Raw genomic sequence first — 15,777 nt, 5'->3', positions numbered from 1 at the left:
GACTCGCCTATCCGGAGAACTGCTCCCAGGCCCTGCGGATCTCGGGCGACGGGTCGTAGACGATGCGGTTGCGGTCGTCGATCACCAGGGTGGCGCGGGACGTGCCGTTGTACGTCGGCCACTCGCTCGCGGGATGACCGGTGCGCGCGAACGTGATCCAGTCGCGCTGCATTCCGTCGGAGACCCGCATCGCGATCCGGCGGTCGCCCAGCGCGCCCAGCACCCAGCCCGTGGTCCCGTGGTAGACGCCGAAGACGGCCATCAGCTCCGTCGCGTGCGTGGCGCCGTACCCCAGCAGATCGAGCGTCTTGGGGGAGAAGTCGTAGCGGTAGAAGTACGTCGGTGCGTGCTTGGCGTGCGCCTGTGCGATGCGCAGGGACGGCGCCCAGAACATGAAGTCGCCGACGATCCGGTTGAGCGGGCCCACATCCGGGAAGCCCGGGTACGCGGCGGCCAGCGGCGCGAACCGTTCCGGCGTCGCGCCGACGGTGTGCGCCACCCGCTCGGCCGACGGCTTGCCCATTCCCGGCATCTTCGTGAACAGCGTCGCCTCGGCGCGGTTGGTGCCGATGATGAGCGGCACCGCCGCGCCCCGGCCCGCCGCGATCGCGACCGCGGGATCCTCCGGGAGGTAGTCACCGTCGACCGTGGGGCCGTACGGGATCACCCCGAGCTGCTCGCGGTTGAGCTCGCCCATGAGCCGGTTCCCGGTGCCGCCCAACTCCTCCGAGGTGGCCTCGTCGATCCGCTCGGGCCCGCCCAGCAACTCCACGAAGCGCTTGCCCCAGCCGCGGGCCGTGACGGCGTCGACGGTGAGGCCCGGCGCCGAGCTCTGCGCGATCGCACGGTGGAACAGGCCGCGGGCGGCGGGCGTCGCGAGGAGCGTGGTGACGGCGTTGCCGCCCGCGCTCTCACCGAAGACGGTGACATTGCCCGGATCGCCGCCGAAGACGGCGATGTTGCGCTGCACCCACTGCAGCGCCGCCACCTGGTCCCGCAGGCCCAGGTTGCCGTCGATGGGGCGCTCGTCGGTGGAGAACTCCGTCAGGTCGAGGTAGCCGAGGGCGCCGAGGCGGTAGTTGATCGAGACGAAGACGACATCGCCCCGCTCGACCAGCGAGTTGCCGTAGTAGAGCGGCGTGGCCGAGCTGCCCATGAGGTAGGCGCCGCCGTGGATGAAGACCATGACGGGCCGCGGCGTGGTGGCCGGGCGCGCCGGCGTCACCACGTTGAGCGTGAGCGAATCCTCACTGGTGGGCTGGTACTCGCGGAAACCGACCAGCGTGTACTTCTTGTTCTGCGGCGCGGCCGCGCTGAACTCCGTCGCGGCGCGCACGCCCTCCCAGGGCTCGACGGGCTGCGGTGCGCGGAAGCGCAGCGGCCCGACGGGCGGCTGCGCGTACGGGATCCCGCGGAAGGCGTGCACCGTCCGCTGGTCGCGGCCGGAGATCTCGCCGCTGTCGATTCGTACCCGCGGGCCGTCGGTCATTGCTCTGCGCTCTCCTCGTTCCCGGCCGCGTCGACGGCCGCGACCAGTGCGGCGATGTCGCGCTCGAAGGCGCGGACGATCGGCCACGGGTCGGGCACCTGCTTCTTGCAGGCGATCACACCGATGTTCAGTGTGCCCTCCTGGGAGAAGACCGTCACGTTGAGGCCCGCGCCGTGGAAGACCGGGCCGAGCGGGTACATCGAGTGGATCCGCGCGCCCAGGAAGTACAGCGGGATGTCCGGCCCGGGGACGTTGGAGATCACCAAGTTGTAGACCACCGGGTGCAGCTCGGGCAGGTTGTTGTCGCCGTAGATCCGTGCGCCCATCTGCATGATCGACGCCGGCGCGAACTGTGCCCACGAGCGCAGCAGGTTGTCGTCGAGCTCGCCGTGGTGCTCCTTGCTGGTCGCGACCCGCTCCCGGATCGCCTCCAGCCGCTCGACGGGGCCCTCGACGTCGGTGGTCATGCGCGTGAACATGCCGGTGACCTTGTTCGAGCCCTCGACCAGCGTCGCGCCGATCTCCGCCTCGTGCACCGAGACGGGGATCATGGCGACCAGCGGCTGCGCGGGCAGTTCGCCGCGGTCGTGCAGGAACTCGCGCATCGCGCCGGAGCAGGCCGCCAGCACCACGTCGTTGACCTTGACCCCGAAGTGGTCCTTGATCTTCTTGACGTCCGCCAGTGGCACCGCCGCGAAGGCGATCGCGCGGTGGCCCGTGATGGAGCTGTTGAGCGAGGTGCGCGGTGCGCTGAACGGGGCGGGCATCGCGGCGCCGCGGCGCGAGCGGGTCCACCACTTGACCGGGACCGGCAGCGTGCGCGGCAGCAGCGAGACCAACGACAGGGGCCGGAGCAGGACGTTCTTCGCGCCGTCGGCGGCGAGGGCGAGCAGCGGCGCGCCGCCCGTCGACTTGTCCACCATCGCCGGGTCGAGCGCCGGCGGCTCCGGGGTCAGCGAGCACAGCTGGGCCATCAGGCCCGCGCCGGTCACACCGTCGACACCGGCGTGGTGCATGCGCATCATGATCGCGATCCTCCCGTCGGCCAGCCCCTCGATGACCCACATCTCCCACAGCGGCTTGCTGCGGTCCAGGGGCAGTCCGGCGACGTGCGCGCAGAGCTCGGCGAGCTCGGTCTGCCCGCCGGGCGCGGGCACGGCGACGCGGTGCACGTGCGCCTCGATGTCGAAGGACTCGTCCTCGACCCACACCGGATGGTCCAGATTGACGACGGAGTCGTGCAGCTTGCGCCGGAACGCCGGCATCGCGGTGATCCGCCGCGCCAGCTCGCCGCGCAGGTCCTCGAAGCGGTAGCCGCCCTCGACGGTGGCGGGATCCAGTTCGAGGATCCCGCTCACGTGCATCAGCTGGGACCGGGACTCGAGGTACAGGAACGAGGCGTCCAGTCCGCTGAGTCGTTCCATGCTGTTCCCCCAGGTGTCGGTGGTGATGTCCGGCTCAGGTAAGTGAAACCTGTTCCACTATAGGTGGTGGGTGGAGCGGGCGGGCGCGGTCCACGACGCGAGTGCGGCCGCGCTGAGGCGGTAGTCGATCCGTCCTTCGGCGATGCCGATGACGAGGTCGTACGCCGGATCCTCCGGCGCGTCCAGATCGACGCCGTTCAGTGCGTAGAAGATCGTCGCCGCGAGCCAACCCAGCCGCTTGTTCCCGTCGACGAGCGGGTGATTGCGGACGATCGACTCGAGAAGTGCGGCGGCCTTCTCATCGAGGGTCGGATACGCGTCCTCACCGAACACGGACGCTCTCGGCCGCATCGCCGCGGCCTCGAGCAGCCCCGCGTCGCGAACACTGGGGAGGGCGGCCTCGTCGGCGATCGTCAGCAGCAGTGCGAGATCGAGGTGAACCGTCATTGCGCGAGGCGATCGAGCAGGGGCCCGTACCGGGCCACCGCGTCGCGCGTGAGGCGGCGGACCTGCGCATCGCGGTCGATCTGCGCGGACTTCTCGCGGATCGCGCGCAGCGCGGCCTCCTGCTTGCTGACGCCCTCGGCTTCGGCGAGCGCGGTGAGGGCGGCGTCGTCGTCATCGGTGAGGCGGAGCGTCATGGCCATGTCTCCAGCGTACGCGCGGTGGTACCACAGTGGTATCGCGTTCCGAACCGCCCATCGGGGCGGATTCCGGAGGCCTCCTACACCCTGTAGTTGACGACTTGCCCTCGTTTGGGACACTGGAGGTCGTGAGTTCTCCCCGTACCCCCGGTAGCGACACTGCGGCCCCGGCCAGCGCGGCCCTCTTCGATCGCGCCGCCCGCTCCATTCCCGGCGGGGTGAACTCCCCGGTGCGCGCCTTCTCGGCCGTCGGCGGCACCCCGCGCTTCATCGTCTCGGCGTCCGGCTCGCAGCTCGTCGACGCCGACGGCAAGCGCTACGTGGACCTCGTCGCCAGCTGGGGTCCGATGATCCTGGGGCACGCGCATCCGGCCGTCGTCGACGCCGTGCAGCGCGCCGCCACCACCGGCCTGAGCTTCGGCGCCCCCACCGAGGCCGAGATCGCCCTCGCCGAGGAGATCATCGCGCGCGTCGCCCCCGTCGAGCGGGTCCGCCTGGTCAACTCCGGCACCGAGGCCACCATGAGCGCCGTCCGCCTGGCCCGCGGCGTCACCGGCCGCGCCAAGATCATCAAGTTCGCCGGCTGCTACCACGGCCACGTCGACGCCCTGCTCGCCGACGCCGGCTCCGGCGTCGCCACCCTCGGCCTGCCGACCAGCCCCGGCGTGACCGGCGCGCAGGCGCAGGACACCGTCGTGCTGCCCTACAACGACCTGGACGCGGTGCGCGAGGCCTTCGCCCAGTACCCCGGGCAGATCGCCGCCGTCATCACCGAGGCCGCCGCCGGCAACATGGGCGCCGTCCCGCCGCTCCCCGGCTTCAACGAGGGCCTGCGCGAGATCACCCGCGCCGACGGTGCGCTCCTCATCCTCGACGAGGTCATGACCGGCTTCCGCGTCAGCAAGGCCGGCTGGTACGGCCTCGAGCCCGTCGACGCCGACCTGTTCACCTTCGGCAAGGTCATGTCGGGCGGGCTGCCCGCCGCCGCCTTCGGCGGATCGGCCGAGGTCATGGGGCATCTCGCGCCGCTGGGGCCCGTCTACCAGGCCGGCACGCTGTCGGGGAACCCCGTCGCCGTGGCCGCGGGCCTGGCGACCCTGCAGAACGCGACCGATGAGGTGTACGCCAAGCTCAACGCCAATTCGATCCGCCTCGGCGGGCTCATCGGCGATGCGCTCACCGCCGAAGGCGTGCGGCATCACGTCCAGTACGCGGGCAACCTCGTCTCGGTCTTCTTCACCGACGGGCCGGTCGCGGACTACGCACAGGCCAAGGCGGCCGAGACCTTCCGCTTCGCGCCCTTCTTCCACGCGCTGCTCGAGCAGGGGGTCTACCCGCCGCCCAGCGCCTTCGAGGCCTGGTTCGTCTCCGCCGCGCTCACCGACGACGACTTCGCATCCATCGAGGCGGCTCTGCCCGCCGCCGCCCGCGCGGCCGCCGCGGCGACGCAGTAGGAGACACCGCAGATGACTCAGACGATCGTGCACGTGATGCGCCACGGCGAGGTGCACAATCCCGACGGCATCCTCTACGGCCGCCTGCCCGGCTTCCGCCTGTCCGACAAGGGCCGGGCACAGGCGCAGACGGTGGCGGACGCGCTCGCCGACCACGACATCACCGCCGTCTTCGCCTCGCCGCTGCAGCGCGCCCAGGAGACCGCGACGCCCATCGCCGCCTCGCACGGGTTGCCGATCATCACCGACGAGGAGCTGATCGAGGCCGGCAACCAGTTCGAGGGCCTCAAGGTGGCCGTCGGCGACGGTGCGCTGCGCCAGCCCAGGCACTGGCCCAAACTGCGCGACCCGTTCACGCCCTCGTGGGGCGAGCCCTACCTGCAGATCGCGCACCGCATGGTCGGCGTCGTCGACATCGCCCGCGAGCGGGCCCGCGGCCACGAGGCCGTGCTGGTGAGCCACCAACTGCCCGTCGTGACCCTGCGCCGCTACCTCGAGGGCAAGCGGCTGTGGCACGACCCGCGCAACCGGCAGTGCTCCCTCGCCTCGCTGACCAGCCTCGTCTACGACGGCGACGAGCTCGTCGACATCGTCTACTCCGAGCCGGCGGGCGCCACCGACCCGCTGGTGCGCGGCGCGTGAGGCCGGCCCGCCGCGTCGCCGCGCTCCTCGTCGTCGGCGCCGTAGCGTTCGGCGCGTCCGGCTGCGTCCAGCTCTCCGACCAGTCCGCCAAGGGCGGCGTCATCGCCCCCGGCGGCAAGGTCCGGCAGTTCTACGAGCCCGGCAAGCGGAGCACCGTCGAGAACCTGTCCGGGCGCAGCGTGACGGACGAGAAGAGCACCGTCCGGCTCGCCGACTACGCGGGCAAGGTCGTCGTCATCAACGTCTGGGGCAGCTGGTGCGCCCCCTGCCGCATCGAATCGCCCGAGCTCGAGCGCACCTTCCTCGCCACCAAGGACAAGGGCGTGCAGTTCCTCGGGATCAACGTGCGCGAGACGGCCGGCGACGACGCCGCGCGCGACTTCATCGCCTCGCAGGGGCTGACCTACCCGTCGATCTACGACCCGCCCGGCAAGACCCTGCTGGCCATCGGTGAGCAGTACCCGACCACCGTCGTGCCGATGACCTTCGTGCTCGACCGGCAGCACCGCGTGGCCGCCTCCTACCTCACCACCGTCGGCGAGAAGGAACTGACCGCCACGATCGAGAAGGTCCTGGGGGAGGGCTGATGGGAGACGCCTTCGCCACCGCGGCCGTCTCGGGCCCGCTGCTGCTCGCGCTCGGCGCGTGCCTGCTCGCGGGACTCGTCTCCTTCGCCTCGCCGTGCATCGTCCCGCTCGTCCCGGGCTACCTGTCGTACCTCGCCGGGCTCGTCGGGGCCGAGGCGCCGGCCGCCACCGTCGACGAGGCGAAGGCGGGCACGCGCGCCGGGCGCTGGCGCGTGATGGGCGCCGCGGTGCTCTTCGTCGCCGGCTTCACCGTCGTCTTCCTCCTGATGACGATGTCCGTCTTCGGGCTCGCCACATCGATCCGGCTGGGCGCCGACACCCTCATGCGGATCGGCGGCGTCGTCACCATCGTCATGGGCCTGGCCTTCATCGGGCTCGTCCCGATGCTCGAGCGCGACGTCCGGTTCGCGCCGCGGCAGTGGACCACCCTCGCGGGCGCGCCCCTGCTGGGCGGCGTCTTCGCGCTGGGCTGGACCCCGTGCATCGGCCCGACGCTGGCGGGGATCCTGTCCATCGTCGTCGGCACCGACGCCGAACCGGCGCGCGGCGCGCTCCTCATCGTGGCCTACTGCGCCGGGCTGGGCCTGCCCTTCATCGTCCTGGCCCTGGGGTCGACGGTGGCGGTCCGCTCGGTCGGGTGGCTGCGCCGCAACTCGCGCCGGATCCAGGTCGTGGGCGGGGTGCTGATGATCGCCGTCGGTGTCGCGCTGGTCACCGGCTACTGGACCGAGTTCATCGACCTCGTGCGCCGCATGTTCGTCTCCAACACGGTGATGCCGATCTGATGAGTACTCCTGTCAAGCAGTCCCTCCCGCGTCGCGTGATCGCCGTGATCCGCAATACCTGGCGCTCGCTCACGTCGATGAAGACCGCGCTGGTACTGCTCTTCCTGCTCGCCGTCGCGGCCATGCCCGGCGCCCTGCTGCCGCAGCGCGACGTCGACTCCGCCGCGACCGCCAAGTGGATCGCCGACCACGGCTCGCTCGGCGAGTTCATGGACAAGCTGCAGCTCTTCGGCGTCTTCAAGTCGGTGTGGTTCACCGCCGTCTACGCGCTGCTCTTCGTCTCCCTCGTCGGCTGCATCGTGCCGCGCGTCTTCGAGCACTTCCGTGCCCTGCGCACGCCGCCCGTCGCGACGCCGCGCAACCTCTCGCGGCTGCCGCGGCACACGACCCGCGAGAGCGACGAGGATCCGGAGGCCGCGGCGCGGACCGCGCTCGGGGCCCTGCGCGGCTGGCGCAAGATCAGCCGGCCCGGCGGCACCGCCGAACCCGACGGGACGGTCACCGTCTCCGCCGAGAAGGGCTACCTGCGCGAGGCCGGGAACCTCGTCTTCCACATCTCGCTGCTGGGCATCCTGGTCGCGATCGGCGTGGGGCAGCAGTTCTCCTACGAGGGCTCGCGCATCGTGATCGCCGGCGACGAGGGCTTCTGCAACTCCTCGTCGAACTACGACAACTTCCGCGCGGGCAACCTCGTCGACGGGACCGGGCTGGCGCCCTTCTGTCTCAAGGCGGACCAGGTGCAGGCGACCTTCCTCCCGAACAAGCAGCCGGACATGTTCCGCACCCTCGCCTCGTACCAGGACCGTGACGGCCTGCGCGACGACACCTGGAAGCAGTACGCGATCGAGGTGAACAAGCCGCTCCGCATGGAGGGCGTGCGCGTCTACATGCTCGGCCACGGCTACGCGGGCACCTTCTCGGTGACCTACCCGAACGGCGCCGTCCGCACCCAGACCATGCAGTTCGCACCGCAGGACAAGGTCAACTTCCTCTCCTCGGGCGCGCTGCGCTTCGACCCGCCCGCCGAGCTGTACCCCAGCGAGGACGAGCGTCGCACCAAGCAGATCGGGATCGAGGGGCTGCTGGCCCCCACCAAGCAGCTCGACGGGACGCTGCTCACCTCCCGGTTCCCCGCGCCGAACGATCCGGCCGTCGCCGTGGACATCTACCAGGGCGACACCGGGCTCGACACCGGCAAGCCGCAGAACATCTTCTCGCTCAGCCGCGATCAGATCGACGCGAAGCGGCTGGAGAAGAAGGCGCGCGTGAACCTGTCGGTGGGGCAGTCGACCACGTTGGAGGACGGCACCCGGGTGCGGTTCGACGGGGTGACCAACTTCGCCGCCCTGCAGGTGAGCCACAACCCGGCGCAGAACTGGACGCTGATCTTCGCGATCGGGATGCTGGGCGGGCTCATCGTCTCGCTGACCGTCAAGCGGCGGCGCGTGTTCGTGCGGCTGACCCCGCGTGCGGACGGCGGTACCGTGATGGAGATCGCGGGACTCGCCCGGACCGACCAGGCCGGGTGGAACGAGGACTTCGAAGCACTGGCCGACCGAGTGGCCGGTGGACACGGTGAGAAAGCGAATCGCTAATGGAAACCACCAACACGACCCTCGCCGGGTACGCCGAGACGATGTTCCTCAGCGCCACCGCGATCTACGCCGTCGCGCTGATCCTGCTGGTGGTGGAGCTCGCCACCACGCGGGTGAGCGCGACGACGGCGCGCGACCGCAAGCGTGAGCTCGTCGCCGCCGGCGGTGCGCCCATCGCCACCGAGTCGGCGCCCGGCATCGTCGTCGACGACGGTCCGCGGGTCTCGCGTTCCGAGCGCATCGGGCGGATGGGCTACGCCGTGGTGATCGCCGGCCTGCTGCTGCACGTCGCGTCGATCGTCTCCCGCGGCATCGCCACCGGGCGCATGCCCTGGGGCAACATGTACGAGTTCGTCACCATCACCTGCGCGGGCGCGGTGCTCGCCGCGGTCGTGATGCTGCGCAAGTCCGAGACCCGGCCGATCCTCGTCTTCGTGCTGGTCCCGGTGCTGATGCTGATGTTCGTCGCCGAGAGCGTGCTGTACACGACCGCCGGTCCCGTGGTGCCGGCGCTGAAGTCCTACTGGCTCGCGATCCACGTCTCGATCGTCTCCGTGGGCTCGGGCATCTTCCTGGTCTCCGGTGTCGCCAGCCTGCTGTACCTGCTCAAGCGCAAGTACGAGCTGCCGGACGGGACCGTCGAGGCGCCGTCGGGCCCCTTCGGCCGGCTCGTCGAGGCCCTGCCGTCCGCGCAGGTGCTCGACCGCGTCGCCTACGGCACCGTGATCGTCGCCTTCCCGCTGTTCAGTGCGGGCGTCATCTGCGGTGCGATCTGGGCGGAGGCCGCGTGGGGCCGGCCCTGGGGCTGGGACCCGAAGGAGACGGTGTCGTTCGTCTCCTGGGTGATCTACGCGGCGTACCTGCACGCGCGGGCGACGGCCGTCTGGCGCAAGGCCGCGCCCTATCTGAACCTGCTGGGCTTCGCCACGATGGTCTTCAACCTGTTCTTCATCAACTACGTGGTGAGCGGCCTGCACTCCTACGCCGGCTGAGTCGCGCGGGCGGTCCGCGCAGCGCGGCCGCGTACGAGAAGGGCGCCGCCCCCGAGGATCTCGGTGGGGCGGCGCCCTGGTTTCGTCCGGGGGCTAGGCCGTCGTGTTCTGGTTCAACAGAGCAAAGACCTCGGAGGCGCGGAAGCGACGGTGCCCACCGGGCGTCCGGACGGAGCCGAGGAGGCCCGCTCCGGCCCATCGGGTGACCGTTTTGGGGTTGACGTTGAACAGCGCAGCCACCTGGCCTGGGGTCATGAGGCGCTCGGGCTGACGGGGCGCAGCGGCCCGCGGGTCCGCTGCGCGCTGGGCGAGGTTCGGGTGTGCGGTCGTCATGATGCCCAGTATGCAGCGATTTGCCCGAGTACTCGAACCTCTATCCATGTGCCAAGAATTGGTAAAGTCGGATTTCGGACGAGGAGTAGGCTCGAGGTCATGACCGATACGAGTACGGCGAAGCGGACCCTCGCGCGCGATCTTGTTTTGTATACGGCGTTCCGCCTGGGGCTCGTCGTCGTGGTCTTCGGAGTGCTCTACGGGATCGGGATGCTGTTCCTCGACGAGGTGCCGCCCGTTCCGGTGTTCCTGTTCGCGCTCGTGGTCTCGCTGCCGCTGTCGATGGTGCTCGGCAAGAAGCTGCGCACGCGGGTCAACGAGAGCGCCGCGGTGATCGACGAGGCGCGCAAGGAGAAGCGCAACGAGTTCCGTCGCCGTCTGCAGGGCGTGGACGAATGACCGTCGTCTGCGACCGGTCCGCCGACCGGTCGTGGGTGGACAACGCCGTCCGGCTGATCGAGGCCGACGCGCGCCGCAGCGCGGACACGCATCTGCTGCGCTTCCCGCTGGGGGAGTGGGCGCGGGGCGCGGACGGCCGCGGCATCGACCTGTACCTCAAGGACGAGACCACGCACATCACGGGCAGCTTGAAGCACCGTCTGGCCCGGTCCCTGTTCCTCTACGCGCTGTGCAACGGCTGGGTGCGCGAGGGCACCACCGTGATCGAGGCCTCGTCGGGCTCGACGGCCGTCTCCGAGGCCTACTTCGCCAAGCTGCTGGGCCTGCCCTTCGTGGCCGTGATGACGAAGACCACCTCGCCCGCCAAGGTCGCGCTCATCGAGCGCGAGGGCGGTACCTGCCACTTCGTGGATCGCGCCGACGAGGTGTACACCGAGGCGGCCCGCCTGGCCCGCGAACGCGGCGGCCACTACATGGATCAGTTCACCCACGCCGAGCGGGCCACGGACTGGCGCGGCAACAACAACATCGCCGAGTCGATCTTCTCGCAGCTCTCGCTCGAGGAGCACCCGGAGCCGGCGTGGATCGTGGTCGGCGCGGGCACGGGCGGCACCTCGGCGACGATCGGGCGCTACATCCGGTACCGCCGGCACGCGACGCGGCTGTGCGTCGTGGACCCCGAGAACTCCAGCTTCCTCCCCGGCTTCGAGGCGGGTGACTGCTCGCTGGAGACGGGGCAGTCGTCGCGGATCGAGGGCATCGGCCGCCCGCGCGTGGAGCCCTCCTTCATCCCCGAGATCGTCGACCGCATGGTGGGCGTGCCCGACGCCGGGTCGATCGCCGCCGCGCGTATCGCCTCCGCGCTCCTCGGCCGGCGCGTCGGCGGTTCCACGGGGACGAACCTGTGGGGAGCCTTCGGCGTGATCGCCGAGATGGTGCGGGCCGGCGCGTCTGGCAGCGTCGTCACCCTCCTGGCCGACGACGGTGACCGCTACCTCGACACCTACTTCGACGACGCCTGGGTCGAGTCCAGGGGCTTCGACCTCATCCCGCCCACGCTCACCGTCGAGCACTTCCTCGCGGACGGTTCCTGGCGGGAGTAGGCACCGCCCGCCGGCGGGAATTGCATCAAGCCCCGAGGAACAGGCCGATCGCCGCGCCGACGGACCAGACGAGCATGGCAAGGCCGGTCTGGGCGATGCCGGGGATGAGCTCGCGGCCCTGGCCGCCGCGGACCACGGGGAGGGCGGCGCGCACGGCGAGCGGCAGCGACGCCAGGGTGAGCAGCGCCCACGGCGTGGCGACGGCCGCCATGGCCAGGCCCAGCACCGTCGGGACGCCGACCAGCACCGCGAACAGGACGCGGGTACGGGAGTCGCCGAGCCGGACGGCGAGGGTGATCTTGCCGGACTCGCGGTCCGTGGGGATGTCGCGCAGGTTGTTGGCGACGAGGACCGCGGAGCTGTACGAGCCCACCGCGCACGCCGCGAGAGCGCCGGCCGCGTCCACGCGCCCGGCCTGCACGAATTCGGTGCCGAGCACCGCCACGAGCCCGAAGAAGACGAAGACCGCGATCTCGCCGAAGCCGAGGTACCCGTAGGGCTTCGAGCCGCCGGTGTAGAACCACGCGCCGGCGACGCACGCCAGACCCACGAGGATCAGCCAGGGCGCGGAGGTGAGCGACAGCGCGATACCCGCGATGCCGCCCACCCCGAAGCACGCGAACGCGGCGCGCTTGACCGCCGCGGGCGAGGCCAGCCCCGACCCGACGAGCCGTAGCGGGCCCACCCGATCGTCGTCGGTGCCGCGGATACCGTCGGAGTAGTCGTTCGCGAAGTTCACGCCGATGATCAGCGACAGCGAGACGACGAGCGCCAGCAGCGCCTTCCACCAGACCGCCTCGCCCAGGAAGCCCGCCGCCCCCGTCCCCGCGATCACCGGAGCGATCGCGTTCGGGAGCGTGCGGGGGCGGGCCCCTTCGAGCCACTGCGCTGCGGTTGCCATGCACCCAGCCTATGCAGTCGCTACAGGACGGAGGTGTCCAGGTCGAGCGTGGTGCGGTCGAGCTTCGCCAGCAGGTCGAACTCGGTGTGCGCCTTCGGAAGCTCGTACACGAAGAAGTACTGCGTGGCCGCCCGCTTGCCGCGGTAGAAGGCCTCGGACTTCGCGGTGCCGTCCTCGCCGTACGTCGCCAGCGCCTGGTCGAGCCACAGCCACGCCACCACGACGTGGCCGAGGCCGTCGAGGTAGGAGGTAGCGTTCGCGAGCGAGAGCGCCGGATCCCCGGTGCCGCCGAGCGCCATCGTGACCTCGACGGCTCGCTGCGACGCAGCCCGGAGCGCGACCGCGTGCGGCGCCAGCTCCTCGTGCTTCTCGGCCCGCGCCGCCGTCGCCTCGATGCGGCCCAGCAGCGCGCCGAACGCGGCCCCGCCGTGCTGCGGAACCTTGCGCCCGAGCAGGTCCAGGCCGTGGATCGCCTTGGCGCCCTCGTGGATCGCGTTGAGCCGGTTGTCCCGGTACAGCTGCTCGACGTTGTAGTCCCGCGTGTAGCCGTAGCCTCCGTGGATCTGGATGGCGAGGTCGTTGGCGCGGGTGGCCCACTCGCTCGGCCAGCTCTTGATGATCGGCGTGAGGAAGTCGAGCAGCTGCCCGGCGGCGGTGCGCTCCTCCTCGGTGGGCGCGGTGTGCGCGTCGTCGACGAGGCGCGCACCGAACAGCGCGAGCGCGAGCCCGCCCTCGACGTAGCTCTTCTGCGCCAACAGCATCCGCCGCACGTCGGGATGCTCGATGATCGGGACCTGCGGCCCCGTCGGAGCGGTCACCGGCCGGCCCTGCACGCGGGTCTTGGCGTACTCGAGCGACTGCAGATAGCCGGTGTAGCCAATCGCCGACGACGCCAGGCCCACGGCCACGCGCGCCTCGTTCATCATTTGGAACATCTGCACGAGGCCGCGGTTCTCCGCGCCCACCAGGTAGCCGGTGGCGTTCTCCAGCGACAGCAGACAGTTGGTGGTGCCCTTGTTGCCCATCTTGTGGTTCAGGCTCACCAGGTTCACGGCGTTGCGTTCGCCGACCGACTGATCGTCGTTCACCAGGTGCTTCGGCACGATGAACAGCGAGATGCCCTTGACGCCGTCCGGTGCGCCCGGCACCTTCGCGAGCACCAGGTGCACGATGTTCTCGGTCATCTCGTGGTCACCGCCGGTGATCCACATCTTGGTGCCGGTGATGGCGTAGCTGCCGTCCTCGCGGGGCTCGGCCTTGGCGCTGATATCGGCGAGCGCGGAGCCGGCGTCGGGCTCCGAGAGGCACATGGTGCCCGTGAAGCGGCCCTCGATCATCGGCTCCAGGTACAGGCGCTTCTGCTCATCGGTGCCGAAGGAGCGGATCACGTTGCCGTTGCCGAGCGTCAGCCCCGAGTAGACGGTGGTCGCGACGTTCGCGGCCTGCATCCACGCAAACGCGGCCTTGCTGATCAGCGACGGCAGGCCGATGCCGCCCTCGTCGGCGGGCAGCTCGGCGAAGGTGAATCCCGCCTCGTTGATCGCGTCGAGCCCGGCCTTGGTCTCGGGCAGCGTCTTCGCGGTGCCGTCGGGCTGGATCGTCGGCTCGTTGGCGTCGGCGTCCTTGTAGTGGTTCGACAGCTTCTGCACCGCGATGTCGGCCGCCAGGTCGAGCGCGGCGTCGAAGGTCTCCTTCGAGTGGTCGGCGAAGGCGTCGCGCTTGGTGAGCTCCTCGGCGTTCAGCCACTCGTAGAGCAGGAAGTCGACGTCGCGGGGGTTGAGCAGCGGGGTCTGCGCTGCGATGTTCTGCTTCACGGTTCTCCGATCCGGGCTGTGCCTGCCGAGCTATCTTACTCGGCGGTAACCTTACCGGAGATTCCTTCAGTCGTGAATATTTGTGACCTGCGCCGCCAGCGCCCGCCGGTCGATCTTGCCCGGCCCGCGCCGCGGCAACTCGTCGACCAGGTACAGCGCCCGCGGCGCCGCCGTCCGGTCGAGCTCGGCCTCCACGGCCGCGCGCAGCAGTTCGACGGTGACCTCCGCGCCCGGGACCGGAACCACCGCGGCGGCCACCCGCTGGCCCAGGCGCGCATCGGGCTGCGCGAAGACGGCGACCTCGGCCACACCCTGAACCTGCGCGAGAACGGCCTCCACGACCTGGGGGAGCACCGTCAGGCCGCCGGTGGAGATGGCCTCGTCGAGCCGGCCGGTGACGGCGAGGACCCCGTCGGTGAGCGTCCCCGCGTCGTCGGTGCGGAACCGGCCGGGTTCGGCGAACGCGGGGTGCTCGGGCAGGTTCCGGTAGCCGAGGGCCACCGTCGGGCCGCCGAGGACGATCCGCTGTTCCGGGCCGTCCAGGCGGACCTCGACACCCGGGAGGGGCGCACCGTCGTAGACGCAGCCTCCCGCGGTCTCGGACATCCCGTACGTGCGCACCATGCGGATGCCGGCGGCGAGCGCGGCCTCGCGGACCGGGACGGGGCAGGCGGCGCCGCCGATGAGCACCCCGTCGAACCGGGCGAGGGCCTCGGTCGCCGCCCGGTCGGCGAGGACCTTCACCAGCTGGGTCGGGACCAGGGAGACGTACCGACGGTCCGCTGTCATCCGCGCGTGCGCGGCGGCGAGGGCGGCGGGGTCGAAGCCGGACCGTACGTCGAGCTGCGCCGGCGCGTGGCCGGCGGCGAGGGAGCGCAACATCACCTGCACCCCGGCGACGTGGTGCGGCGGCATCGCCAGCAGCCACTGGCCGGGCCCGCCGAGCCGCTCGTGGGTCCCGGCGGCGCTGGCCTGCAGATTGGCGCGCGTGAGCATCGCCCCCTTGGGCGTGCCCGTGGTGCCGGACGTGGCCACCACCAGGGCGGCCCGTTCGTCGATCGGGGTGCCCGCGGCGAGCGCCTCCGCCAGACGGGCCGCCTCCCGCGCGTCGCGCGCGGGCACGGGCAGCCACGCGGGCGCCGTGCCGTCCAGCAGCGCGGAGAGCTGCGGGAGCGCCGATTCGACGGTGTCGATCGGCAGGATCTCGAGGTTCACTCGCCGTGCGATTTGGGGCAGCCCTCGGGGTTGAGCGGGGCGTCGTCGAAGGGCCAGCCCTTGCGCTCGAGGCGTTCGCGCACGCGGGCGATGTCCTTCTCGAGGGGGAGTTCGTGCGTGTGGCCGCTGATGGCCACGCCGGCGTCCACGCGGGTGATCGGCTCGACGCCCTCGGGCGAGAGGTGCGCCTCGTCGATCAGCTCGCGCGTGACCTCCTTGACCTCTTCCTTGGTCAGCTGACGGTCGAGCAGCGCCAGCAAGGGCTGGTAATCCGTGCTGGGCACGCCGTCGGGGTAGCCGGCGCGCAGCCAGTCCACGATCTTCGCGATGAACCCAGTGCCTGCACTCATCCGCGAATCACCTCCACATGTAGGTAAGGGACGACCCCCTACTCCGTGAA

The 15,777-nt window shown here is 70.9% G+C and carries 17 protein-coding genes; 8 read left to right on the top strand and 9 right to left on the bottom strand.

Annotated features, from left to right (window positions below; all coding sequences use genetic code 11):
* Positions 1-7: 7 nt before the first annotated feature.
* The 4 genes from FK268_RS17040 to FK268_RS17025 are packed head-to-tail and all read right to left on the bottom strand — an operon-like array spanning position 8 to position 3,560.
* Positions 8-1,489, bottom strand: coding sequence for a carboxylesterase/lipase family protein (locus FK268_RS17040; RefSeq protein ID WP_146436222.1), 1,482 nt, complete (start codon positions 1,487-1,489; stop codon positions 8-10).
* Entirely contained in the window at positions 1,486-2,913 is a 1,428-nt protein-coding gene (locus FK268_RS17035; RefSeq protein WP_146436220.1) for a WS/DGAT/MGAT family O-acyltransferase, read from the bottom strand. The genes FK268_RS17040 and FK268_RS17035 overlap by 4 nt, the downstream gene beginning before the upstream one ends.
* 57 nt (positions 2,914-2,970) lie before the next feature.
* Positions 2,971-3,360: a type II toxin-antitoxin system death-on-curing family toxin gene (locus FK268_RS17030; protein ID WP_146436218.1), complete on the bottom strand. Its 390-nt coding sequence runs from the start codon at positions 3,358-3,360 to the stop codon at positions 2,971-2,973.
* The gene (locus FK268_RS17025) at positions 3,357-3,560 is read right to left on the bottom strand and encodes a ribbon-helix-helix protein, CopG family (RefSeq protein ID WP_146436216.1); all 204 of its coding nucleotides are present in this window, start codon (positions 3,558-3,560) and stop codon (positions 3,357-3,359) included. Before FK268_RS17025 ends, FK268_RS17030 begins: the two co-directional genes overlap by 4 nt.
* Positions 3,561-3,685: 125 nt before the next feature.
* Here FK268_RS17025 and hemL point away from each other — a divergent pair, with 125 nt between their 5' ends.
* Genes hemL through ccsB form a run of 6 tightly spaced genes read left to right on the top strand, consistent with a single transcriptional unit; the run spans position 3,686 to position 9,612 of the window.
* Positions 3,686-5,011 carry a glutamate-1-semialdehyde 2,1-aminomutase gene (gene hemL / locus FK268_RS17020; RefSeq protein ID WP_146436214.1) on the top strand — a complete coding sequence of 442 codons (1,326 nt, stop codon included), beginning with the start codon at positions 3,686-3,688 and terminating at the stop codon, positions 5,009-5,011.
* Between the two features lie 12 nt (positions 5,012-5,023).
* Entirely contained in the window at positions 5,024-5,653 is a 630-nt protein-coding gene (locus FK268_RS17015) for a histidine phosphatase family protein (protein WP_146436213.1), read from the top strand.
* A complete protein-coding gene (locus tag FK268_RS17010; protein ID WP_146436211.1) occupies positions 5,650-6,240 on the top strand; it encodes a TlpA family protein disulfide reductase in 591 nt (196 codons plus the stop codon). The genes FK268_RS17015 and FK268_RS17010 overlap by 4 nt, the downstream gene beginning before the upstream one ends.
* Positions 6,240-7,025 (top strand): cytochrome c biogenesis CcdA family protein, encoded by a 786-nt coding sequence (locus FK268_RS17005; RefSeq protein ID WP_146436209.1) that lies wholly within the window; start codon positions 6,240-6,242, stop codon positions 7,023-7,025. The genes FK268_RS17010 and FK268_RS17005 overlap by 1 nt, the downstream gene beginning before the upstream one ends.
* The gene (resB, locus tag FK268_RS17000) at positions 7,025-8,620 is read left to right on the top strand and encodes a cytochrome c biogenesis protein ResB (RefSeq protein ID WP_146436208.1); all 1,596 of its coding nucleotides are present in this window, start codon (positions 7,025-7,027) and stop codon (positions 8,618-8,620) included. The genes FK268_RS17005 and resB overlap by 1 nt, the downstream gene beginning before the upstream one ends.
* Positions 8,620-9,612: a c-type cytochrome biogenesis protein CcsB gene (ccsB, locus tag FK268_RS16995; protein WP_146436206.1), complete on the top strand. Its 993-nt coding sequence runs from the start codon at positions 8,620-8,622 to the stop codon at positions 9,610-9,612. The genes resB and ccsB overlap by 1 nt, the downstream gene beginning before the upstream one ends.
* A gap of 93 nt (positions 9,613-9,705) precedes the next feature.
* Here the strand turns inward: ccsB and FK268_RS16990 are convergent, their stop codons facing one another.
* On the bottom strand, positions 9,706-9,867 hold the full coding sequence (locus FK268_RS16990; RefSeq protein ID WP_074850913.1) for a BldC family transcriptional regulator: 162 nt from the start codon (positions 9,865-9,867) through the stop codon (positions 9,706-9,708).
* A 177-nt stretch (positions 9,868-10,044) separates the two neighbouring features.
* Here FK268_RS16990 and FK268_RS16985 point away from each other — a divergent pair, with 177 nt between their 5' ends.
* Both FK268_RS16985 and cds1 read left to right on the top strand, forming a co-directional pair.
* Complete coding sequence (locus tag FK268_RS16985) at positions 10,045-10,344, top strand: DUF4229 domain-containing protein (protein WP_146436204.1); 300 nt, start codon at positions 10,045-10,047, stop codon at positions 10,342-10,344.
* Positions 10,341-11,447 carry an L-cysteine desulfhydrase Cds1 gene (cds1, locus tag FK268_RS16980; protein ID WP_146436203.1) on the top strand — a complete coding sequence of 369 codons (1,107 nt, stop codon included), beginning with the start codon at positions 10,341-10,343 and terminating at the stop codon, positions 11,445-11,447. Before FK268_RS16985 ends, cds1 begins: the two co-directional genes overlap by 4 nt.
* Positions 11,448-11,472: 25 nt before the next feature.
* Here the strand turns inward: cds1 and FK268_RS16975 are convergent, their stop codons facing one another.
* From FK268_RS16975 to FK268_RS16960, 4 genes are all read right to left on the bottom strand, one after another.
* Positions 11,473-12,348, bottom strand: coding sequence for a 1,4-dihydroxy-2-naphthoate polyprenyltransferase (locus FK268_RS16975; protein ID WP_146436201.1), 876 nt, complete (start codon positions 12,346-12,348; stop codon positions 11,473-11,475).
* Between the two features lie 20 nt (positions 12,349-12,368).
* Complete coding sequence (locus FK268_RS16970) at positions 12,369-14,162, bottom strand: acyl-CoA dehydrogenase (RefSeq protein ID WP_146436199.1); 1,794 nt, start codon at positions 14,160-14,162, stop codon at positions 12,369-12,371.
* A gap of 66 nt (positions 14,163-14,228) precedes the next feature.
* On the bottom strand, positions 14,229-15,377 hold the full coding sequence (gene menE / locus FK268_RS16965; RefSeq protein WP_146436197.1) for an o-succinylbenzoate--CoA ligase: 1,149 nt from the start codon (positions 15,375-15,377) through the stop codon (positions 14,229-14,231).
* Complete coding sequence (locus tag FK268_RS16960; RefSeq protein ID WP_146436195.1) at positions 15,374-15,727, bottom strand: DUF3349 domain-containing protein; 354 nt, start codon at positions 15,725-15,727, stop codon at positions 15,374-15,376. Before FK268_RS16960 ends, menE begins: the two co-directional genes overlap by 4 nt.
* Between the last annotated feature and the right edge of the window lie 50 nt (positions 15,728-15,777).

Origin of the sequence: Tsukamurella sputi (assembly GCF_007858445.1) — a bacterium.
GTDB classification, from domain to species: domain Bacteria; phylum Actinomycetota; class Actinomycetes; order Mycobacteriales; family Mycobacteriaceae; genus Tsukamurella; species Tsukamurella sputi.
This window is presented reverse-complemented; position numbering and strand designations above follow the sequence as displayed.